Source organism: Paenibacillus sp. NFR01 (genome assembly GCF_900111565.1).
Classification (GTDB): domain Bacteria; phylum Bacillota; class Bacilli; order Paenibacillales; family Paenibacillaceae; genus Paenibacillus_AQ.
The window spans coordinates 1171850-1193617 of record NZ_FOIK01000001.1; the positions used below are offsets into that span (position 1 = coordinate 1171850).

20 protein-coding genes and 1 riboswitch are annotated in these 21768 nt (G+C 53.7%); of the genes, 1 reads left to right on the plus strand and 19 read right to left on the minus strand.

What is annotated here, in order from left to right:
• Positions 1-66 precede the first annotated feature (66 nt).
• The 18 genes from murB to BMW84_RS05400 form a co-directional block, all read right to left on the minus strand.
• A complete protein-coding gene (murB, locus tag BMW84_RS05320; protein WP_091065234.1) occupies positions 67-978 on the minus strand; it encodes a UDP-N-acetylmuramate dehydrogenase in 912 nt (303 codons plus the stop codon).
• Positions 979-1121: 143 nt separating this feature from the next.
• Complete coding sequence (locus BMW84_RS05325; protein WP_091065236.1) at positions 1122-1937, minus strand: (2Fe-2S)-binding protein; 816 nt, start codon at positions 1935-1937, stop codon at positions 1122-1124.
• A gap of 49 nt (positions 1938-1986) precedes the next feature.
• Positions 1987-2793, minus strand: a complete 807-nt coding sequence (locus BMW84_RS05330) for an ABC transporter ATP-binding protein (RefSeq protein ID WP_091065239.1) — start codon at positions 2791-2793, stop codon at positions 1987-1989.
• Between the two features lie 23 nt (positions 2794-2816).
• The gene (locus BMW84_RS05335; protein WP_254772869.1) at positions 2817-3851 is read right to left on the minus strand and encodes a FecCD family ABC transporter permease; all 1035 of its coding nucleotides are present in this window, start codon (positions 3849-3851) and stop codon (positions 2817-2819) included.
• Positions 3848-4906 carry a FecCD family ABC transporter permease gene (locus tag BMW84_RS05340; protein WP_091065242.1) on the minus strand — a complete coding sequence of 353 codons (1059 nt, stop codon included), beginning with the start codon at positions 4904-4906 and terminating at the stop codon, positions 3848-3850. Before BMW84_RS05340 ends, BMW84_RS05335 begins: the two co-directional genes overlap by 4 nt.
• A 207-nt stretch (positions 4907-5113) precedes the next feature.
• Positions 5114-6148 carry an iron-hydroxamate ABC transporter substrate-binding protein gene (locus BMW84_RS05345; RefSeq protein WP_254772870.1) on the minus strand — a complete coding sequence of 345 codons (1035 nt, stop codon included), beginning with the start codon at positions 6146-6148 and terminating at the stop codon, positions 5114-5116.
• A gap of 161 nt (positions 6149-6309) precedes the next feature.
• A complete protein-coding gene (locus tag BMW84_RS05350; protein ID WP_091065246.1) occupies positions 6310-8127 on the minus strand; it encodes an APC family permease in 1818 nt (605 codons plus the stop codon).
• A gap of 126 nt (positions 8128-8253) precedes the next feature.
• A riboswitch (cyclic di-AMP (ydaO/yuaA leader) is annotated at positions 8254-8410 on the minus strand.
• 175 nt (positions 8411-8585) lie between these two features.
• Positions 8586-9020 (minus strand): disulfide oxidoreductase, encoded by a 435-nt coding sequence (locus BMW84_RS05355; RefSeq protein WP_091065247.1) that lies wholly within the window; start codon positions 9018-9020, stop codon positions 8586-8588.
• On the minus strand, positions 9021-9776 hold the full coding sequence (locus BMW84_RS05360; protein ID WP_254772871.1) for a DsbA family protein: 756 nt from the start codon (positions 9774-9776) through the stop codon (positions 9021-9023). It abuts the gene before it with no gap.
• A gap of 94 nt (positions 9777-9870) precedes the next feature.
• Positions 9871-11787, minus strand: a complete 1917-nt coding sequence (locus BMW84_RS05365; protein WP_091065249.1) for an MHYT domain-containing protein — start codon at positions 11785-11787, stop codon at positions 9871-9873.
• A 172-nt stretch (positions 11788-11959) separates the two neighbouring features.
• Entirely contained in the window at positions 11960-13276 is a 1317-nt protein-coding gene (locus BMW84_RS05370) for a hemolysin family protein (RefSeq protein WP_091065252.1), read from the minus strand.
• Positions 13277-13606: 330 nt separating this feature from the next.
• On the minus strand, positions 13607-14008 hold the full coding sequence (gene gerQ / locus BMW84_RS05375; protein ID WP_254772936.1) for a spore coat protein GerQ: 402 nt from the start codon (positions 14006-14008) through the stop codon (positions 13607-13609).
• A 98-nt stretch (positions 14009-14106) separates the two neighbouring features.
• Complete coding sequence (locus BMW84_RS05380) at positions 14107-14529, minus strand: cell wall hydrolase (protein ID WP_091065254.1); 423 nt, start codon at positions 14527-14529, stop codon at positions 14107-14109.
• A 114-nt stretch (positions 14530-14643) separates the two neighbouring features.
• Positions 14644-15399: a glucose 1-dehydrogenase gene (locus BMW84_RS05385; RefSeq protein ID WP_091068091.1), complete on the minus strand. Its 756-nt coding sequence runs from the start codon at positions 15397-15399 to the stop codon at positions 14644-14646.
• Positions 15400-15508: 109 nt separating this feature from the next.
• Positions 15509-15907 carry a DUF2500 domain-containing protein gene (locus BMW84_RS05390; protein WP_091065256.1) on the minus strand — a complete coding sequence of 133 codons (399 nt, stop codon included), beginning with the start codon at positions 15905-15907 and terminating at the stop codon, positions 15509-15511.
• Positions 15908-16092: 185 nt separating this feature from the next.
• On the minus strand, positions 16093-16266 hold the full coding sequence (locus tag BMW84_RS24690; protein WP_175498684.1) for a hypothetical protein: 174 nt from the start codon (positions 16264-16266) through the stop codon (positions 16093-16095).
• A 216-nt stretch (positions 16267-16482) separates the two neighbouring features.
• Positions 16483-17772 (minus strand): WD40/YVTN/BNR-like repeat-containing protein, encoded by a 1290-nt coding sequence (locus BMW84_RS05395; protein WP_091065259.1) that lies wholly within the window; start codon positions 17770-17772, stop codon positions 16483-16485.
• Between the two features lie 243 nt (positions 17773-18015).
• Positions 18016-19395 (minus strand): branched-chain amino acid transporter BcaP, encoded by a 1380-nt coding sequence (locus BMW84_RS05400; protein WP_091065262.1) that lies wholly within the window; start codon positions 19393-19395, stop codon positions 18016-18018.
• Positions 19396-19649: 254 nt separating this feature from the next.
• Between BMW84_RS05400 and BMW84_RS05405 the strand changes: the two genes are divergently transcribed.
• The gene (locus BMW84_RS05405) at positions 19650-20576 is read left to right on the plus strand and encodes an L-lactate dehydrogenase (protein WP_091065264.1); all 927 of its coding nucleotides are present in this window, start codon (positions 19650-19652) and stop codon (positions 20574-20576) included.
• Positions 20577-20773: 197 nt separating this feature from the next.
• Here BMW84_RS05405 and BMW84_RS05410 read toward each other — a convergent pair whose 3' ends face one another.
• Positions 20774-21694 carry a tyrosine-type recombinase/integrase gene (locus tag BMW84_RS05410; RefSeq protein ID WP_091065265.1) on the minus strand — a complete coding sequence of 307 codons (921 nt, stop codon included), beginning with the start codon at positions 21692-21694 and terminating at the stop codon, positions 20774-20776.
• Positions 21695-21768 lie beyond the last annotated feature (74 nt).

The following is a 21768-nucleotide window of genomic DNA, read 5'->3' on the forward strand; positions in this document are numbered from 1 at the left end:
GCGGCAGTTGCCACGGCTCTTGTTTGCCTTATCGGTCCGCGAGATCCATTTACGCGGCTCCCCTGGTTATTCTTCGCCGATAATTTCGACTTCGGTCTCCAGCATTACGCCGAATTTACCGTTTACCGTCTCACGGACATGCTGGATTAGCCCGATGTAATCCTTTGCTGTTGCGTTGTCGGCGTTGATAATAAAACCGGCATGCTTGCGCGAGACTTCGGCCCCGCCGATCCGGGTGCCCTGCAGGCCGCTCTCCTGGATCAATTGGCCGGCAAAGCGCCCCGGCGGCCGCTTGAAGACGCTGCCGCAGGACGGATACTCCAGCGGCTGCTTCGACTCGCGCTGGAAGGTCAAATCGTCCATCTTCGCCTTGATGACAGCCGGATCGCCCGGTGTCAATGCAAAGCGGGCTTCCAGCACGACATACTCGCCGCCGGAGAACAAGCTTTTCCGGTAGCCAAAGGCCAGCTCGTTTGCGGTCAGCTCTATGATCCGGCCTTCCGGATCGACTGCCAGCGCACTGTGCAGCACATCCTTTACTTCCCCGCCGTAAGCGCCGGCGTTCATGTAGAGTGCACCACCCACGGTTCCCGGGATGCCGCAGGCAAATTCCAGTCCGCTCAGCCGCTGCTCCAGCGCGTAGCGCGAGACGTCGATGATCTTAGCGCCGCACTGGGCAACCACCCATTGGCCCTCCGTACGAATATGCTCCAGCCCGGACGTCTGCAGTACAATACCGCGAACCCCGCCGTCCCGGATGATTACATTGGAGCCATTACCCAGTACCGTAAGCGGCAGGCTCCGCTCCTTCGCGTACGCGACAATCCGCTCAATCTCTGCGTAGCTGGCAGGCTCCGCCCACAAATCCGCTGTCCCGCCCATTTGGGTATAGACATGCGTCTTCAAGGGTTCATGCATCTTCAGCTTGCTGCCTGGAACCAGCGCACTCAGTTCTTCATACAGGTTGGCAATATCCATTTCATTAACTCCTTAATCCCATTAATTAAGTTGTTGTATCCCCATAATTCCCATCACATTCAGCGCATCCATTGCGCTATCGCAACCCCAACTGTAACAACGAACAGGCTCCCTTGTCAATGACGGGAGCCTGCGGACATCTTCTATTCGGTTGCAGGTGCAGCGGAAGCCAGTTGCCGGTACTCCGTCCGCTGGCGTTCGCGTTCCTCTTCCTTCAGGCGCGGACAAGTAAAACAGCAGCTTCCGCCTTCAGTGCGGTAATAAAGGCAGCAGCGGGTTTTCATCTGCACCTTTTGCTCCGGATCGGCCAGCGATTGGATCCAGCGAACCTGGACCTGAAAGGGATTGCGTCGCAGTCCGAAGATTTCGCCCGGAAGCTTGCCCTTGAGCGCTTCGTAATCGGCTTGAAGCCGCTTCACCTGCTTTGTGTTGTCGTTGCCGGCTGCAAACATCTCAAGATAATAATTGAATTTGGAGGGAAACTGCCCCCATAGCTCACCGGCAGGAAGACCGCTGACGACAGTCATCGTCTCAAACAGCGGCCCAATCGTGTCACGGTACAATTCCGTAAGCAGCCGGTCGCGCCAGCAAGCGCGTGCTTCCGGATCCTCCGGTGCCGCCTCCATCCGAAGATTCCTCAGGGAATAAGCAATCCGGCAGTATGTGCCGGCCGGGATCAAATGGATGTCCAGGTCCGATAAAGCGATGACGGGAACCGCCGGATAAAAAGACAGCGAATATTGCACCGCGAGCGCGACGCTGGCGAGCCACCCCGCAAAATAGGCGCCAACCGCCCCTGCGTCGAGGGCTTTCATCAGCGGCTTGTAGCTTTCTGCAAACGACCGCATCCCGGCTTCGTCCAACAATTCCGCCGCGTGGAAGGAATAAAGTGCTTCCGCCGGCCGCCGCAGATGCAAATCAAATTTAACCGCGATATCCTTTAGTTGCTCCTCGTACATCCCGATACCCCCGTTCCCTGAACTTCTGATTCCCACGGCATCGTGCCGCTTACATTCCCACAGCTTTATACGAAGCCAGCTCATATGGCAGACACAGCGGAACGCCGGTACGCGGATCCGGTACGATATCCGCTTCGATGCCGAAGACTTCGCGAAGCACTTCCGGTGTCATGACACGTTCCGGCGTACCTTCGCTGACTACCGTTCCCGACTTGATCGCTACCATATGCTGCGCATAACGCGAGGCGTGGTTCAAATCGTGAACAACCATAATGATCGTGCGGTTTTCTTCATTGTTCAGCTTCTGAAGCAGCTGCAGCACTTCCAGCTGATGCGCCATATCCAGGAATGTCGTCGGCTCGTCAAGGAAGAGAATATCCGTTTGCTGCGCGAGCGCCATCGCGATCCACGCCCGCTGCCGCTGCCCGCCCGACAGCCGATCGATCGGCCGGTCATGGAAAGCCTCCATACCGGTCAGGCGGATTGCATCCTCAATGATTTTGCGGTCTTCGTTCGTCAGTGTGCCGAAGCCCTTCTGATGCGGATAACGGCCATAACCCACAAGCTCGGATACCGTAAGTCCGTCCGGCGCGGTTGGGTTCTGCGGCAAAATCGCCAATTGGCGGGCTACCTCTTTGGTCGACTGGCTGTGGATCGACTTGCCGTCCAGCAGCACGCTGCCGCTTTTCGGCTTCATGATGCGCGCCATTGTCTTTAGAATCGTTGATTTTCCGGAGCCGTTTGCCCCCACCAGCGCCGTAATTTTCCCGGTCGGCAACGTTAAGTTCAATCCCTCCACAATCGTTGCCTCTGCATATCCAATCGTCAGTTGTTCCGTATTTAAGCGTTCTGACATCATGTTCACTCCTTCGATATCGATTAGGCTTTGGATTTGGCCAATAAGTATAAAAAGTAAGGCGCCCCGATCAGCGCAACGATTATGCCGGTCGGAATCTCGGCAGGCTGGAGAATCCAGCGGGCAAGCGTATCCGCGGTAAGGAGCAGCAATGCTCCCGTCAGTGCCGAAGCCGGCAGCAGAGCCTGGTGGCGCGGTCCGACCAGCCGCCGGGCCAAATGCGGCGCGATCAGGCCCACAAAGCCGATTCCGCCGCTGACTGAGATGCACGCCCCGGATAAGGCGACCGCCGCACCCAGCAGGAGCAGCCGCTCCCGTTCGACTGGCATTCCTAGCCCGGCTGAAGTCTCGTCGCCAAGATTAAGCACATTAAGTACTCTCGCTTTATAAAAAACAAACGGCAGAAGGATTACGATCCAGGGAAGCAGAGCCAGCACAAACCGCCAGTCGCCGCCCCAGATTTTGCCGGCCAGCCAGATAGCGACAAACTGGTAGTTCTGCGGATCCAATCTCAGCGACAAAATCATCTGTATGGCATAAATGCCTGCGCCGACGGCGATCCCGATCAGGATCATCCGGATCGGCGAGGAGCCGTCAACGCGTCGAAACGACAATACATAAACAAAGACGGCTGCGAGCGTACCGCCGGCGAGCGCCAGCAGCGGCAATACAAATACCGGAGCCGAGGATACAGCCGGGAAAAACGAAATAAAGACGATAACGGCAAGACCCGCACCGGCATTAATGCCCAGCGTGGACGGTTCGGCCAGCGCATTGCGCGTCAGCCCTTGCAAAATGCAGCCCGACACGGCCAAACCCGCACCGACCAGCAATGAGATAACGATGCGCGGCAAGCGGAAATCGAACAGGATCAGCTTCTGTTTATCGGTTCCGTTGCCAAGCAAGGTATGTATGACGTCCATGGGAGACAGCCGGATTAACCCGGTGTTCATGCTGACCAGGAACATGATAAGGATGATAACGGCAAGCAGCGTAACGACCGCGCTTTCACGGGAGCGGCGTTTCGCTGACGGAGATAACGGCTTTCGCCCGCTCACAGCGCTCCCCCCTTCCGCTTACCGGCCAGGTAGATGAAGAACGGTACACCGATACAGGCGATGAGCGCGCCGATCGGCGTCTCATACGGTGCATTGACCATCCGGGCAGCGATATCTGCAAACACGATCAGGACGCCGCCAAGCACGCCGGAGCAAGGAATAATCCAGCGGTAATCCGACCCGACCAGATAACGGGTAATATGCGGGATGATCAGCCCGACAAAAGCAATTGGACCGACGGTCGATACAGCGCCGCCGGCAAGGATGATGACAATCAGAATTCCGGCGGTCTGCACAAGCCGGGTACGCTGGCCGAGCCCGGCCGCGACATCTTTTCCGAGGCTGAGCAGCGTAATCGACCGTGATATCATCATGGCCGCAACCAGCGCAACGGCTGTCCATGGAAAAATATAATGGAGCTGCTTCCAGCTCGCTCCCCCTACGCCGCCGGCCATCCAGAAAGCGATGTCCTGCGATAGGTGAAACAGAATCGCCACGCCCTGGCTGACGGCCAGCAGCAAGGCGCTGACGGCGGCGCCGGCAAGCGTCAGGCGCAGCGGCGTCATCCCGCTGCGCGACAGCGAGCCGATGCCGAAAACGAGCAGCGCCGCCACCGCGGCGCCGAGGAAGCAGTACAGCATGATATAGCTGAACGACAATGTCGGCGCCAGGGCGAAAGCCAGCGCCAGACCGGCGCTGGCCCCGGCATTCAGGCCGAGGAGGCCCGAATCCGCCAAAGGATTGCGCGTCATGCCCTGCATGATCGCGCCGGCCACTGCGAAGCACGCCCCGACCAGCGCCCCCGTGAGTGCGCGGGGAATGCGCAGGCTGCGAATGACCTGATGCTGTTGCGAATCCGCATGGAAGTGGAAGACCGCATCCCATACGGTGCCCAGTTTGATGTCGACGGCCCCGACCGACACCGATAACGCCAGTCCGAAGGTTATCGCAGCTAGCCCGCCGATTAGAATCAGAATCGCCGCCGCAGGTTTGGAACGGATCATGCTCTCATCCGCCGGTTTTCTTGCTTGTGAGGTTTTCTGTGACGTTACCATTGACGTTCCCCTAATCTATGCTTCGACTCTAATTGATAACATCTATCACCCTAATGATAGTGCAACTCATTCTCATTAACCGATTATAACAATTTACGGTGAACTTGCCCAGTCTTGGCCTTCATCCATTCACATTCGATTTACAAAAAATGCAGGCCTTGTATCGAGATACAAGCACCTGCATTACTTTTTCCACATGCGGGAGGATTATTTCACAAGATTCGCAAGCGCATCGTCGATCGTCAGGTTGTTGGCGTATGCTCCGCTGTATAACCAGGAGCTGGCGGCGCTCATTTCATACACATGGCCTGCTTTAACAGCCGGGATCCCCTTCCAGATCGCGCTGTTCAGCACATCCGAGCCCTGAGCCTTGTCGCTGTTCACCAGGAAAATATGATCGGCCGTCAATTCAGCCAACTTCTCCAGCGTGATCGGATTCCAGGTCGCGCGGGAGGCTTCCGGGATTTCGGTTACGAGATTCGGCAGTTGCAGGCCAAGATCGCCGTACAATACCGCGCCGCTCGCACGGGTGTTATCCACGATATAGAAGTTTTTTTGCACCAGCCAGAGAATGGCTACCGATTGTTCGCCCACGGCGCTGGTCAGCTTGGCTTTGGCGTCGGCCGCTTTTTGATCATAGTCGGCAATGGCTTTCTCCGCTGCGTCGCTTTTGTTCAGCAGTTCGCCGATTTTGCGCAGCGATGCGCGCCAGTCTTTACTGATTTCGTCGCCCAGCACATAAGTAGGAGCAATCTTGTTCAACTGGTCATACAGCCCGTTCTGCACGGTGCCTTCGGATTGCACGATGTGGAAATCCGGCGCGAAGCTGGTTACCGCTTCCAGCGGTAAGTCGTAGCTGATGGTAGGAACATCCTTGAGGGCAGGCGCCAGGTAATCCTGTATGCCGTTTGTAACCGACCACTGCGCCACAGGCGTGACGCCGAGCGTAACCAGATAATCTTCCAGATAAGAAGCCAGGACGCGCTGCGGGTTGGCAGGTACGGTTACTTGATGGCCCATAGCGTCCGTTACCGTCTTCGCTTCTGCAGGAGCAGCGGTTTCTGCCGGTGCGGCGGTAGCTTCCGCCGAGGCCGTCGGCGAGGCATTCGTGCTTGCATTCGCGTTACTTGCGTTATTGCTATTGTTATTTCCGCAGGCGGACAACAACAACGTCATGGCGATAATTCCGGTCAGCGCGAGCTTCATGCCCCGCTTTTTATTTGTCTGTACCCAAAACATCATGATCCCTCCAAGTAGTATGTAGCTTGTTTTGTCTCGTTCAGTTAAATGATATTGATTCTCATTATTAATGTCAACTCTAAAGTTTATTCTTTTCATCATCTTACAAAAAAACAGCCGCTTCCCCCAAAGGAAGCGGCTGTATATATATCAATGAATGATGACTATTTGTGCAAATGGTATGGCACGGTTGCCACTACGATATCCTTCTGATTCATCAGGTACGAGCGGATAAACAAGCTGGTCTGGTTATGCAGGATCGCCTGCCACCAATGCTTTGTGATAAATTGCGGAATCAGAATCGTAATATGGTCGGTCGACGCGGTCTTCCATTCCACCGTATCAATAAAACGGACCAGCGGGCGAAGGACGCTGCGGTAACGCGAGCGCAGGACGATCAGGCGTACGCCCGGGTCCCACTCTTCCCATTTTTGCTCAAGCTTATTGATCTCTTCTTCATCAAAGCCGACATAGACGGCAACCACGTTATCGGTCAGCGATTTGGCATAGCTGATGGAATGAAGCACGGCCCGGGTTACGCCCGAAATCGGCACGACCACGGTACTTCCTTTAATGACCGGTTTATCGGTCGCCAGGCAAATCCGCAGCTGATCCGCGGTGTTCAGATAGTGACGGTGGATACGGTGGAAAACAAACATGACGACCGGCAGGAAGATGAATGCCATCCACACGCTTGAGAATTTGGTAATGATAAAAATCAGGGTGATGGTCAGCGTTGTCAGCATACCGACAGTGTTGACGGCGAATTTCTTCGTCCAGCCCTTTGGTTTAAGCTTCGTCCAGTGAACCATCATGCCCAGCTGGGACAACGTGAACGGAATGAATACGCCGACGGCGTAGAGCGGTATCAACCCTTCGGTATTGCCGTGGAAAGCCGCTACAAGCAGCGCCGATAACACGCCGAGAAAAATAATCCCGTTAGAGAAGCCCAGACGGTCGCCGCGGACCATAAAGGCATGCGGCAGATACTTATCTTTGGCAAACATAAAGGCCAGCAGCGGGAACGCCGAGTACGCTGTATTGGCAGCCAGGAACAGGATTACAGCCGTAATGCCTTGGATGAAAAAGTACAAACCGCCGCGGCCGAAGGTCGATTCGGCAATCTGCGAAACCACCGTCGCTTTTTCATCCGGCGTAATGCCGTACCAATAGGCCAGCAGCGTAATTCCGGTGAACATGATGCCGAGGATCACGCCCATCATAGCCAGCGTTTTTGCCGCGTTTTTCTCGGAAGGCACTTTAAAGTTCGGAATGGCGTTCGAGACCGCCTCCACCCCGGTAAGCGCGGAACAGCCGGAGCTGAACGCCTTCAGCAGCAGGAACAGACTGACGTTCGATACGGCCGTGCCGATCTCAGGCACATGCGCATGGGCGCCGCCAGTGGCATATTTGATGAACCCGGCTACGATCATTACGAGAATCGAAACAACGAAGAGATAGACCGGCACCATAATGAAGGAAGCCGACTCGGTGACGCCGCGCAAATTGATGATGGTCAGAATCAAAATGACGGTAGCGGCAATAAGAACGCTATGGCTGTGCAGATTCGGGAACGCCGACGTTATGGCGTCGGTTCCCGCCGAGGCGCTTACCGCAACGGTTAGGATATAATCGACGAGCAGCGAGCCGCCGGCAAGAAGCCCGGTCGGAACGCCCAGATTCGTTTTGGATACGATGTATGCGCCCCCGCCTTGCGGATAGGCGAAAATGGTTTGACGGTAAGATAAAATCAGAATAGCCAGCAGGCCCAATACGGCTAATGCAATTGGCAATGAGTACCATATAGCGGTAAAACCGGCCGCTACCAGCACGATTAAGATTTGTTCCGTTCCGTAGGCAACTGACGATAGCGCGTCGGAAGACAAAACAGCCAGTGCTTTCACCTTGGATAACTTTTCATGATCCAACTCGTCGGATTTCATCGGACGGCCGATCAAAAGTCTTTTTACCTTGCTTACCATTGTAGTAACAGTTCCTCTCTGATTTTAAGTTGAAATGCGTGATTTTCATTCATTTCATCACTTCATTTCATAAATGACAAACAAAAATAAGCATACGGAAATAAATCCGCATGCTTAATCGCATGGTCATTATCCCACGTTGCTTACGAGGTTAGCTGGCGGATTCGGGCTGTGGTAGCCCTACGATCCGGCTGGTTTAGCCTGGACCGATTCACCCCGTTGGCAGCTTTCGCCAATTTGGTTCCCCCGTTTTCCCTTGCGGGAAATTCAGCGAATATTCAACTTCTCACAAGGACTAATATTAGTCTACAACGGGTTTTCAGTAAAGCGGTGAAAAAAATGAAAAAACATCCAAATCGCTTAAATCTAAGATCAGAGATAACAGGATGTGTCGTTTTCTTTCATTATCCCTTGTTCCCGTGATTTTAGAGCGATTTGGACGTTTTTTGTGACGAATCTTAGCTATCGGCTTCCTCTTTTTCCCGGCCGAACCATAGCAGGACCGTGATCAGTACGAATGCAATAAGTGCAAGGAGCGGAACTGTAATAAATCCGAAGTAATTCAAATAATCTTTGCTGCAAGGAACACCAATGGTGCAGTTCGAAATTCGCTCAAGCCCCGGAATCTTTTGCAGCGCATAATGATAGACGGAGATGCTTCCACCCACGATGGTGAGCGGCAATACGTACGGGATAATCCGCTTGTCTCCCCGGTAAGTCGCGATTCCGAGCAGAAACAGCTGCGGATACATAAAGATGCGCTGGAACCAGCACAGCTTGCAGGGCTCATAATGAAGCACTTCGCTGAGATACAGGCTTCCCGCCACGGCGATAATGGACACAAACCAGGCGAGATAGAGACAGTGACGGCGGCAAAACTCCCGGAAGCCCATCTACTTGGCCTCTGCTGCAGCGGCAGCGACTTTTACTTGCGCATCGATCGCTTCCATATTGAACGGTTCAGCAACCTTTACGCCGTTAATGAACAAGGTTGGCGTGGATTGAACGCCGGCATTTGATGCTTTTTGAATATCGGTCTGCAGTTCGCTGTTATAGGTTTTCTCTTCGATATCTTTGCGCAGCAGATCGTAATCGACCGGCAGGTTTTGCTTTTTGGCCAGATCTACGAGGAAATCGGTGGTTGCCCACTCTTTGTTCTCGTCCCCCTGATTGGCATAAATGGCATCGTAATATGTCCAGAACGCCTCGCTGTTCTGATGGTAGACGGACAACGCCGCCAGAGAAGCGGTCGTCGAGTCTGCGCCGACAAACGCCATGTTGACGAAATAAAATGCGGCTGTGCCCGGGGTAACATATTCCTGTACGATTTGCGGCTTGATCACGCCGGTAAACTGTGCGCAGGCCGGGCATTTGAAATCGCCGAACTCCACAATTTTGACCGGAGCGTCCGCTTGTCCGAGCACCGGCAATCCCGAGTAGTCAATGGTTACCGGTTCTGCCGAAGCCGTCGGCTCCTTCGTATCCTTGGAAGCTAAAAGAAATAATCCGACAAAAATAACGATTACCAGAGCGATGGTGCCGATGACCCAGATCCGTGTCTTTTGTTTCTGTTGCTCCTGCTCGACTCTGCGTCTTTCCTGCTTGCTCATTTGGGGAATCGGGGCGCGTTTGGGCTTATTTGAGCTCAAGTTGGGTTCCTTTCCGTCCGCCGCTGGGGACCTCTGAATAATTTGGATTACTTTAAAATTATAATATCAAAGCTCTCCCGTTGGCAAACCCCGCTTATACGGCTTCGTTCGAAAATTCCTCCTCGGCCTCCGATTGTTCTTCCTGTGCTTCATCCACCGCATGAAGCACGGGCTGAAGCGGCACCGTAAAGCTAAATAAAGCCCCGCCCCCCGGCGCCTGCTCCGCCCCTATCGATCCGCCCATGAGCTCCACGAGCTCCTTGGAGATGGCAAGGCCAAGTCCAGGTCCCGAATATTTGCGCGTAAAGGAGGCGTCTACCTGAGAGAAAGGTTTGAACAGCAGGTCCAGCTTCTCTGGATCAAGCCCGATTCCTGTATCCACGATGCTAAACTTCAGCATTTCGCCGGATGCGGCGATTCCCAGAGGCTCCACCCGCAGCCGGATGGAACCGCTGGAAGTAAACTTCACGGCATTTCCAATCAAATTGACGAGCACTTGCCGCAGCCGTACGCCGTCCCCGATAAACCGGCCTGTGCCCGATGCCTGATACTCCAGGTGCAACGTTATATTTTTCTCCGCGGCACATGCGTCAAAGAGTTCTATGCTCTGCTGCACAAGCTCCGGCAGGTTCAAAACGCCTCGCTTCAGCTTAAGCTCATCTGCCCGCAGGCTGGATAAATCGAGCAGATCGTTCATAACGCCGAGCAGGGCCTGACTGCTCCGGTTCTGCAGCTCCAGAAGCGACAGCTGACCCTCATCGGTCAACTCGTCCGTGAGCAGCTGATTGATCCCGATAATGCCGTTCAGCGGGGTTCGAATCTCATGGCTCATCGTTGCCAGGAACTGCCCCTTCACCCGGGCCGCCTCTTCCGCCGCCTCTTTAGCGATAATCAGATCGCGTTGATAATCGGCAAGTGCCGTAATGTCCTCGCCTACAATATAAACAAGCCGCATGGTTTTGGTGCCGGCCGGAAACACGGTCAAACTGCATACGAGCACATTTCCGGCGCGGGTGATGATCTTCGCCTCCAGCTTTGAAGACTGTCCCAGCGCCGCCAGCTTCACGGCTGACTTCAGGCGGGCCTCGTCGGTTCGATCCGCCAGGATATGCTTATAGTCCAGCAGTTCCTCCTTGCCATATCCCGTCGTTTCGCGCAGCGAAGCGTTGGCGCTGATAATCTTTTGCTTTGCCGGATCGAGGCAAATAACCATGTCTGGACTATGTTCAAAAAGCGCCGTGTAACGCTCTTCGTTAAATTTTGCGGAGGACAGCACTTTGCTACGGTCCCGGTACAGCAACACCAGCAGGATGACGACGATCAGGATGAAGGTCCCGCTCAGCACCAGGCTGAATACGGTCTCGTCCAGCACCAGGTTTGTTCCGGGTTCTACCGGTTGCCGGTTCGGTACAAACGATGCCCCGGTCATCGCGGTGTAATGCGTTCCGACCAGGGAGGCGGTCAGGATGACTGCGAACAGCATTTTGTGCGTAGACAGCATATTATACGGCTTGGCCAGCCATTCCGGGCGGAACGCCATCGCCATTGCCGGGACAACCAGTGTACAAAGCACGGAAGCGATAATGGACGCGGCACTCTGCCGGTACTCGGCCGATACAATAATCGCCAGCATGCCGGTATAATGCATCACAAGAATTCCTCCGCTGAGCAGCACGCCGCCAAAGGTTAAAGCAGCCCGGTTGCGAGTCTGCGTGCGGTTAATCAGCATTAACAAGAGCGCCGAAGCCGCGAGCGGCACAACGAGCGATACCGCCAGTAAAAGCAGATTATACGAAACCGGAACCTCCAGATCCATGGCCAGCATTCCAATAAAATGCATGCACCACATTCCGAGTCCCATCACCGATGCATTCAGGGCAATGAATAACGGCCCTTTGCGTTTGCGAGCCAAACGTTCCGCCAGATCAAGCGCGGTAAATAAAGAAAGAAAGGCGATGAGAACGGATAAGAGGACCAGAAGATTGTTGTAATGCTCATGATGGTATGGCAATGGCCCCCCTCCTTTCCAATAATGATTTATAGAACGGTACGATTTAACCTTCCTTTACCCAGCTTCAAACGCAACGAATCGGCTTCACTGCTGCCAAATTTCTGGAATTCGCAATTAAAAAAAGCACAGCGTGAACAAATCCACGCCGTGCCTTATATTCCAATCAGCTTTGTTACGCGCCTGCTTCCTCGGAAAGGAACTGCAGCTTCATCAGCTTGATCCGCGAAATCCGCTTCTGTTCCGTTTCCGCAACCATAAACAAATGCCCGTCGAATTCGTACGATTGGCCGGTTTGCGGCGGATTGACCTCCAGCTTGGAGTACAGCCAGCCGCCTATGGTATCGTAATCGTCCGTCTCCATATGCAGACCGAAGGTCCCGTTGATCTCCTCAATCAGCATCAGGCCGTCAATGGAGTATTCGTCCTCCCCCAGCGTTTCAATCGCCGGACGCTCCTCATCGAACTCATCCTGAATTTCCCCGACGATTTCTTCCATAATATCTTCCAGCGTAACCATCCCGGAGGTGCCGCCGTATTCATCGATCAGCACGGCAATTTGCGTCTTCGCGCGCTGCATCACTTTGAGTAATGCGCTGATCTGGATCGATTCCGGAACGGTAAGGATCGGCCGGATCAGCTTTCCGAAAGCGGCTTCCCCGTCTTTGATCAGATCCTTGATATGAATGAAGCCGAGAATGTGATCCTTGTCGCCATCGCAGACCGGGTAACGTGTCCGCATGCCTTCAAACGCGATTTCCACGTTCTCCTGGGGGGATAAGTGGACGTTGAGGCAAATCATCTCCGTGCGGGGAATCATGATCTCTCTGGCCATCGTATCGGCAAATTCAAATATGTTGTCGACGAGCGTCAGCTCCGTATTGTCGATCAGCCCGCTTTTATTGCTCTCCTGCATGATGATGCGGATTTCTTCCTCCGTATGCGCAGTGGCCAGCTCCGAAGTCGGCGAAAGTCGAAAGACGCGAAGCAGGATGCTGGCAAGCCCGTTTACCACCCAGATAAAAGGATACATCAGTTTATAAAAAACATTCATGATGCCCGAGGTCAGCAGAAGCACCGTTTCCGCCTTGTTTACGGCAATCGTCTTCGGAGCAAGCTCCCCGAGCACGATGTGCAGCACGGCAATCAGCATAAAGGAAAGGACCAGCGAGATTACGTAAACTGCGGTATCGCCCATGCCCAGCCCGGCAAAAAACGGCTCAGCCACCGTCTCGATAACGGGTGCGCCAAGCCAGCCGAGCGCAAGTGAAGCGAGTGAAATGCCAAGCTGGCAGGCAGAGAGATAAGCATCCAGATTATTCAGGACGGCCCGGGCCGCCAGGGCCTTTTTGCTGCCTTCCTCGATCAGTGTGTCAATGCGCCCGCTGCGCACCTTCACCATCGCGTATTCCACCGAAACAAAAAAACCGTTGAACAGCACCAATAATAAAATAAGAATTAAATGTAATATACCGGGTAAGGGGTCACTCAATTTGCACTCCTATCCGCCGCGAACGCTTCGGACGGATAGGCCCACCTCCTTCGTTTTTTCAGAATGTCGGCATTCTTCACGCCGCTTAAACCTTTCGAAATCATCGTCAATTTCCCAATTGCATTCAGCTCCTGACTGGAATCACGGATTAAAAATATATAGATATTATATAAATATACGGGGTCTTCCCGCAAGCATGCGTGTCCTTACATAAAAACCAAGCCATCATACCTCCAATCTTTTCAAGCAAACAAGTAAAAACGGCAGACCTCCTTTTCTAAAGGGGGAATGCCGTTTCATAGAGCTATCGTATGGTTTTGGTGCTTCTGCTTAGCGGCAATTACGGGTAACCGGATTGCCGATCACGCCCGGATACTGGTATTTCAGCGGTTCATCAAACGTGGCATAGTCGAAATAAATCATCAGCAGCACGGTGCGCACACCGGTTACGGGGTCGCTGATAATGATATGGTCGCGTCCGGCCGCTTCCAGAACGCCTTTATAGATTTTGGCATTCCATTCCTTGTTGTTCTCGTAAGTAAAGTAGAACGTGCCGACCTTGCCCAGATTCAAGCGAAAAATATTCTCGATGTACGACTGTTCGTAAACCGGGGCCGGCGTGGATACGACGGTTCCTCCCGGTGTCATCGGGCTGCCGCTTGTGACTTGCGGCGGCGTGGTACCCATTGGTGCAGAACCCATTGGTGCAGAACCGGTCTGCATTGTTCCCATCGGAGCCATACCCGTATGGGCCGGCGTTCCCATCATATACGTCATGGGGCGGTAAGGTTGAACGATCATTGAGCTGAAACCTCCTAAATTGGATGTGGTTAATACACTCTAGGGCAATCGGTCTGCGTCGGAATGAAGAAGCAATGCGCTTTGTAGCGGCCTGAGTTCGTCTGGTTATACCAGGTTGCCGGGCAATCGCCGACCGGGCGGAAAAACCACAGGGCATTGGTTGCCGGCCGGGTCCGTTCACCGTTAATGGCACGCTGGGCCAGCCGGATATCGGCTTCACGGGCGCGCTGATAGAAATACCCCTTGGTCGGCGCTTCAAAGCCGCCGGGACTCTGGTACACCATATCATTGATGCTGCGGATATTGTTGAAGTCCAGGCAATTGCCGAGAATGCGGTTCACACCGACATTTCCCACCATCAGCATGCCGGCGTCCCCGTCTTCTTCCGCTTCCGCTCGCATCAGGCGCGCCAGCACCTTCACATCCTCCGAGTTCGCCTTGATGACAGCCACGCGTACTCCTCCTTGTCATCATTCAATACAGTTCTTAACTGCTCGCTGTATTGTATGTGCATCCGCCTAAGAGGTGACAGTCGCCCAGACATTTTCCGGGCGGCGGCTCAAATTTTATTCCGCATAGATCATTTTCCGCGTCATTCCGCCATCCACGACGAGTTGTGCGCCTGTAACGAAGCGATTCTCCGGGCTTGTCAGATACAAGCAGGCGCGTGCGATATCCTCCGGTTTGCCAACGCGGCCAGCCGGATGCTGAAGATGATCGATCTCCCGCAGTCCGCTGTAATCTCCGGTTTCAATCCAGCCGGGATAAATGCAGTTCACCGTAATGCCATCCGGTCCCAGCGTGACTGCCGTGGCATGGGTCAATGCCGAAATGGCTCCTTTCGACGCCGCATAAGCCTCCGTGTCCGGCTCTGACATCAGCGCGCGGGTGGAAGAAATATTCACCACCGCACCGCCGGCGGCATTGCCTCGCATGACCTTGGCGGCTTCGCGGGTTGCTAGAAAAGCGCCCCGTGCATTCGTATTCATCACCTTGTCCCACATCTCTGCCGAAAGCTCATAGAACGATGCCTGATGTGCGTTTGCGATGCCGGCGTTATTAATCAGGATATCGACGGTGCCAAACCTGCGAACGGACTCCTGCACCATTTGCGCGATATCGGCCTCCCGGCTGACATCGCAGCGGATGAATTCGGCGATTCCGCCGTTTTCAGAAATAGATGCGGCTGTCTTTTGTCCTGCGATTTCATCGATTTCGGCGATGACGACATTCGCCCCTTCTTGCGCGTAAGCGGCAGCGACGGCACTGCCGATACCGCGTCCCGCGCCGGTAACGATTACTGTTTTTTTCGAATATGTCATTGCAACCCATCCTTTCAATTTCTTGCACAACATAAATATCCCCTTCTTCCGAAAACCGGAAACAAGGGGATTGTACAAGGATGATAGAGGATTGTAAACCAAGAAGCCGTTATTTGGCCGTTAAATAGCCGGGCAACCGTTCAAAGCCGTGATAACGCGTCCCCTGATAGGTGAGCATGCCACGGTCCCCTTCGACGCTCATGCCGTATTCGCTGCCGTCCACTTTGAATTCCATCCGTGTGCCGCCTGCCGTCTCATAGGTTAAAAAGTAGGTTGTTGTCGTTTGGCTAAACGGCGCATCGTCCTGAAACTGCCGCTGGCGGACTTCGCTGCGCTTGCTGACAATACGTGCGGGGACAGTCTGGACCGCGGAACTGTTGTTCCGGCTCCATTGAAATATTCCCCTTCCGGCCGTAACTGCGATAATGCCGATCACCACGATCAGAAAAATCGGTATCACCGTTCCGGTCAGATCAAACATCCATTCCGGATCCGGACCTATTCCCATGACTCATTCCCCCTTATACGCCATCGCTAACGGCCGTCTGCCAGGGCAGCGCCTTGCTATATGTATATGCCCTCCCTTGTCTTTCAGCATCATTCGTCTACGAAATTATTGAACACGCAAAAAGACCGCCCCTACTCATCAGCTGAGTTGGCAGCGGTCATTTGTTATTTGCAGGATAGGAATTATTACGCATGTACAAGATCAAGAAAGTGCTTGGTTTCGTCTGTTTCTTCCGGCAGCATTCCGTTCTCTGCCCAGCAAGCTCTGCATTGTTCTTCCGTCTCGCACAGATGCGCATCATCGCAGTTGTAGCACAATTGCAGCAGGTTTCTGGTTACATAATCCGTTTCGAATGTCATGGTAATCGCTCCTCTTGTAGTTAAAAGTTTGTGAAAAAAGTAACTTGCTTTCTATGTGTTAAATGTATCACAGGTTAGGAGGTTTGTCATGTGATTTTTTTCACATTTCGAGAAAATTTTAAGTAAGTTTTTAAATTGTCAAATTTGCCGGGCTAAACATAAATGTACAAAAAAGAACCGCCTTATGGCGGTTCCCACTCTACTTGAATTAGCCTGTTACATGATGCGCCAGCTGACGCCTCCGTTGGTTGTCTGCAATAGGATCGACTTGCGGGCCTCTTCTTTTTCAATCAGCAGCCAGCCCACCTGGCTCGAAATGAACTGCAGCTTTACGATCTCCGGATAATCTTTAAGTTTAGCCTGAAGGACATTGCTCGGCGGCAGTACCGTCCAGGTTGCCCCCTGATCCAGTGTCCGGTAGATCCGATTCCCGATCAGAATCCAGCCTGTCCGCAAATTGTAGAAATCGGGGGCAATGAAGCGGTTAATGCCGGAGATCGCCCCTAGGCCGAACGGAGCAAACTTCCAGTCCACGCCGCCATTCGCTGTGAAGTAACCATGGTATGTAACCGTCTCCTTCTTGTCCAGTTGGCAACCGACGGACATCCAGCCGGTCAGCCCGTCTTTGTCAAAAAATTCGGGTTCCCCGGTAATCACCTTATCGCAGCCTTCCAGCTGCTTATTGACCAGGAATTCGGCTCCCTGACTCCAGGTGGCTCCGCCGTCAGAGGTTTTGTAAAGCTTCGGCAACGCGCCGGTTTGCAGCGTCACGAGTCCGTAATGCGGATTCCGGAAGATCATGCCGGTCGTTACGCCGGCCATCGGCACCGTATTATTCGGGATATTTGGATTGTACTGTTCATTCTGCATGACCAGATTCCAGGTCGCCCCGCCATCAGCTGTGGAGTAAAGAGCCTTGCTTTCTTTGGTCGCATTGCTATCCCAGGCGGTCATCAGCCATCCCCGCTGAGGCGATAAAAAATAGAGCGAGGATATCGTGTTCGCATCCGGGAAGGACGTAACCTTCCAGGTCCGCCCGCCGTCATTTGTCCGCAGCACTACCGTTTCCGTCATGCCGAACGCACTGCGTACGATCCAGCCATTATACGGATCTGTGAAAAAAAGCTCCTGCCCGTACACCGGATCGGCATGAAACTGCACATTGGGGGACGGCGAAATGTTGGTCCAAGTGCTGCCGTTATCCCGGGTCATGTACAGCCGCAGCTCGCTTTTGGTGACGCCCCAGGCCAGCCCGATGGATTCGTTCAGCAGATGAAAATCCGTCAGCCGGGTCTGAATCTGATATTTCGGCGCATTCTCATCACCGACATTTTTGGCATCCGGGGTAATGACGGTAATCGTCTGCCCTTCCGCCGGCGCCTCCGTCGGTTGCGGAGTGAATGACGGCTCCGGCGTCGCGGCGGACGAGCAGGAGGATAGAAGGACAATGAACAGAAACAAAGCCGCCCCATAAATCAGCCTGCGGCATGCTATGCGGTTGGGCATTTCCCTCTCCTCCTTTTTCGTGGGTGTAATTTAAGATAAACTTAAAATCACTATTATATTGCTCGGTCGGCGCTGCGGTGAATGTTTGGACTTCCGGTCGCTGTTGTTTCCAGATTTCTTGAATATACCGCTTTTCGCGGATGAAATCCGGAAACGGCATATGCTTCCGATGCGAGCTTTTCTACGAATAGCTTTCAGGCGAACGCTAGCGCTCCTACAGTTCCAAACTTCACCTATATTTGGTTATTTATTTAAATTGCTTCGTTTGTAGCCGTACAGCGCATAGATGACGATCCCGATAACCAGCCAGATCAAAAAGCCGTACCATGTTTCTCTTCCCAGATTATACATCAAATATCCACAGGCCAGCGCACTAAGGATCGGAATCACGGGCACCCAAGGTACGCGGAAGCCTCGCTTCAGATCCGGGGATGTCCGGCGGAGCACGATGACGCCAAGCGAAACGACCAGGAAGGCGAACAACGTGCCGATACTGGTCAGGTTAGCCAAGCGGTCGAGCGGAACGAAACCGGTCAGTACGGCGATGATTCCGCCAACCATCCAGGTGCTGCGTACTGGCGTATGCGTTTTGCCGCTGACTTTGGATAGGCTTTGCGGAAGCAGGCCGTCACGGGAAATCGCAAATAGCAGACGGGTCTGTCCGAACAGCATCACCAGCAGCACCGTTGTCATCCCGGCAATGGCGCCCACGGAGATTAGGCCGGCAATCATATCTTGATTCACGAACCGCAGCGCATACGATACCGGATCGCTGACGTTCAGGTTTTGGTAAGGGACGATCCCCGTCAATACTAACGATACGGAAATATACAGCACAGTGCAAATCGCCAGCGAAGAGATAATGCCGATCGGCAAGTCCCGCTGCGGGCGTTTAACCTCTTCGGCCGCGGTCGACAAGGCGTCAAAGCCGATGTAAGCAAAAAATACGGTAGCTGCCCCGTTCACGACGCCATGCATGCCGAACGGCAGAAACGGATGCCAGTTCTCCGGCTTGACATAAAAGACGCCGGTAATGATGAACAGCAGCACGACTGCCAATTTAATGACAACCATTACCGCGTTAAAGCGCGCGGTTTCTTTGACCCCGCGGGTAAGCAGGAGCGAGATAAGCAAAATGATGATCACGGCAGGCAAATTGATGTAGGTGCCTGCGTCCGGGTTATAGGCACCCGATAAGGCCGTTGGCAGATGAATGCCAAAGCCGTCGAGCAGCCCCTGGAAATATCCGGACCAGCCGCTGCTGACGGCCGCCGCCGCCACGCCGTATTCGAGCACTAGATCCCAGCCCAGCACCCAGGCGAGCAGTTCGCCGAACGCAACATAACTGTAAGCATAAGCGCTTCCCGATACCGGAAGCGTTGAAGCAAACTCAGAATAACATAGCGCCGACAGCACACAGGCAATTCCGGCCAAAATAAAGGATAATACCAGGCCCGGTCCGGCATGTTCGGCCGCCGCGACACCGGTCATGACGAAGATACCGGTGCCGATGATCGCCCCTACGCCAAGTGTTGTCAAATCGAATGCGCCCAGCGTTTTGCTCAGCGATGAGTTCTCGCCGAGCTTTGGAGCAATCAGCGGCTTCTTGCGAAATAAATCCATGGTTCTTTTTCTCTCCCGTCGATAGATAAATAGCAGCTTGAGGTTGCAGGTTTATAATGAAGTGATCAACGGCCTAAGGCCGAAGTCCACGTTGACAATGCCGAACCATTCATTAAGGATGGCAGAACATCATTTAGCATATCCACTTTTTCAACGATGCATTGAACCGGGCCTGCTTGAAAACAATAATCCCAGCGATTATGATTAGTATGATTCGACACAAAAAATTCGAATTTTGTAGAGGAGATGGAAATATGGCCCCCCCTTTTAAGCCCAATCGTGTCGTTGTTATCGGCACAGGCGCAGTCGGAACAACCACAGCCTATACGCTGCTCTTGCGCAGACGGATGCCTGAGCTGGTCCTGATCGACGTCAACCACCAGAAGGCGCTCGGTGAGGCGCTCGACATGAATCACGGCATGCCGTTTGTCGGCGGCGTGAAGCTGTGGGCAGGAACCTACGAGGATTGCCGCGAAGCCGATATTATCATTGTTACGGCCGGCGCCTCGCAGAAACCGGGTGAAACCCGCATTGACCTCTTACGGAAAAACATCTCGATCTTTAAGGACATTATCCAGAAAATCGCAAAATACAACCAGCATGCCATCGTGCTGATCGCTACCAATCCGGTCGATATCCTGTCGTATGCCACGCTCAAAATCAGCGGCTTTGACCGCAGACGCGTCATCGGCTCCGGCACGGTGCTCGACAGCGCCCGTTTCCGCTACCTGATCGGACTGCACAAGGAACTGGACCCGCGCAGCATCCACGGCTCAATTATCGGTGAACACGGGGATTCCGAGGTTCCCGTCTGGAGCCTTGCGAACGTTGCCGGCGTTGATCTTGGCTTCGACGAAGGCGTGCGCAATGAGATCTTTGAAGACACCAAAAATGCCGCCTATGAAATCATCAATGCCAAAGGCTCTACTTCATATGCCATCGCGCTGGCGCTGGACCGGATTGTCGATGCCATCCTTCATAACGAAGGCGCTGTGCTGAATGTTTCGACCCTGCTCTCCAATTATCACGGCGTGTCCGACGTCTATCTCGGCGTTCCCTGCGTCGTAGATCGCTCCGGCGTCCGCGAGGTACTCGACCTGCCGCTGAGCGAATCCGAGCAAGCATTGTTCAAGCAATCGGCGGACAAGCTGAAAGCGGAGATCAGCAAACTCGAGCTGTAAGAAAACGGCTTATGTGGTCAATAAACAAACCGAAGGGGCTGATGCTTATGTCACGCAAAGTGACAAAGTTCGGCCCCTTTTTGCTTGCAAATCCAAAATAACATGAATCCGATAGCGCTGCCAATGGATTTATTTACATTTTTCGCAATATTACACGGAGCTAACGCCAATTGTGCTAAATTTCGCATACTCAAGAATCATCGCGACTGATCAGGCAGGCTGACCTGCAGTTTGGCCATCGCTTCCTCTTTTTCACGGCTCGTGATATGGGTGTAGACCGTCGTCGTCTGGATCGACGAATGCCCGAGCAGCTCCTGCACGGTACGCAGATCGGCCCCCTTTCGCAGCAGCATCGTTGCGAAGCTGTGGCGCAGCTTATGGCTGGAGTACGCCTTCCGGCGGGATTCCGGTATTTCTTGCTGGAAGCGGGCGAAGGTCTCGGATGCGATGCCCTGGATCGTCCGGATTGACAGGCGCCGGCTTTTTTGCGAGACAAACATCGCCTCCTCCTTGCTGCGCCATGGCGATAAACGCTCTGCAATAGCCTGCTCCAGATAAGGCGACACGTCCTCGGGAACCGGCACGTTCCGCCACTTCCGGCCTTTGCCGAACACGCGGAGCGAACGCCTTTCTTCATTATAGTCGCTTAAATTCAGCGTATGGACCTCGCCAACGCGCAGCCCCATATAGGCCATAAGCAGAAACACCGCGAGATTGCGCGCACGGTATTTGCCCTTTACGGCCCCCAGAAACCGCTCCAGGTCGCTTTCATCCAGAAAGACCGGTTCGCGGTTTTTTTCGGTTTTCGATTTCTTGATGCCCGTCGCCGGATTGACATCCAGCAGCTCAAGCTCCTGCAGTGCTTTGAACAGGCAGCTAACGGAAGCATGCTTACGGTTGCGCGTCGCATCGCTTACGCCCCGTTCACGGACCGAGGTCAGGTAAGAGACGACGTGAAGCCGCTTGACCGCTCCCAGCGGTTTGCCGTTCAGGCTGCCCAGAAACTCCCGCGCGTCGGCCAGATACGATTTCTGGGTATATGCCGTAAAGCCGGCATCCTTCATCCAGATCAGAAAAGCTTCCAATTCTTCCCCATAATCCGCTTCCAGCGCGTACAATCGCCTCTCCCCCTTTCCCCACGTTGAATAATGCTTTCTTTTTTCAGCGAATGCATCTATTATCTGATACTATA

What these genes read in the sequence shown, in the direction of transcription:
- BMW84_RS05395 (WP_091065259.1), bottom strand. Translation starts at nt 17,772, where the DNA reads ATGCCCAACCGCATAGCATGCCGCAGGCTGATTTATGGGGCGGCTTTG.
- BMW84_RS24690 (WP_175498684.1), bottom strand. Translation starts at nt 16,266, where the DNA reads ATGACATTCGAAACGGATTATGTAACCAGAAACCTGCTGCAATTGTGC.
- BMW84_RS05355 (WP_091065247.1), bottom strand. Translation starts at nt 9,020, where the DNA reads ATGGGCTTCCGGGAGTTTTGCCGCCGTCACTGTCTCTATCTCGCCTGG.
- BMW84_RS05330 (WP_091065239.1), bottom strand. Translation starts at nt 2,793, where the DNA reads ATGTCAGAACGCTTAAATACGGAACAACTGACGATTGGATATGCAGAG.
- BMW84_RS05400 (WP_091065262.1), bottom strand. Translation starts at nt 19,395, where the DNA reads ATGGATTTATTTCGCAAGAAGCCGCTGATTGCTCCAAAGCTCGGCGAG.
- BMW84_RS05325 (WP_091065236.1), bottom strand. Translation starts at nt 1,937, where the DNA reads ATGTACGAGGAGCAACTAAAGGATATCGCGGTTAAATTTGATTTGCAT.
- BMW84_RS05340 (WP_091065242.1), bottom strand. Translation starts at nt 4,906, where the DNA reads ATGGTAACGTCACAGAAAACCTCACAAGCAAGAAAACCGGCGGATGAG.
- gerQ (WP_254772936.1), bottom strand. Translation starts at nt 14,008, where the DNA reads ATGGGAACAATGCAGACCGGTTCTGCACCAATGGGTTCTGCACCAATG.
- BMW84_RS05345 (WP_254772870.1), bottom strand. Translation starts at nt 6,148, where the DNA reads ATGATGTTTTGGGTACAGACAAATAAAAAGCGGGGCATGAAGCTCGCG.
- BMW84_RS05385 (WP_091068091.1), bottom strand. Translation starts at nt 15,399, where the DNA reads ATGACATATTCGAAAAAAACAGTAATCGTTACCGGCGCGGGACGCGGT.
- BMW84_RS05405 (WP_091065264.1), top strand. Translation starts at nt 19,650, where the DNA reads ATGGCCCCCCCTTTTAAGCCCAATCGTGTCGTTGTTATCGGCACAGGC.
- BMW84_RS05390 (WP_091065256.1), bottom strand. Translation starts at nt 15,907, where the DNA reads ATGGGAATAGGTCCGGATCCGGAATGGATGTTTGATCTGACCGGAACG.
- murB (WP_091065234.1), bottom strand. Translation starts at nt 978, where the DNA reads ATGGATATTGCCAACCTGTATGAAGAACTGAGTGCGCTGGTTCCAGGC.
- BMW84_RS05350 (WP_091065246.1), bottom strand. Translation starts at nt 8,127, where the DNA reads ATGGTAAGCAAGGTAAAAAGACTTTTGATCGGCCGTCCGATGAAATCC.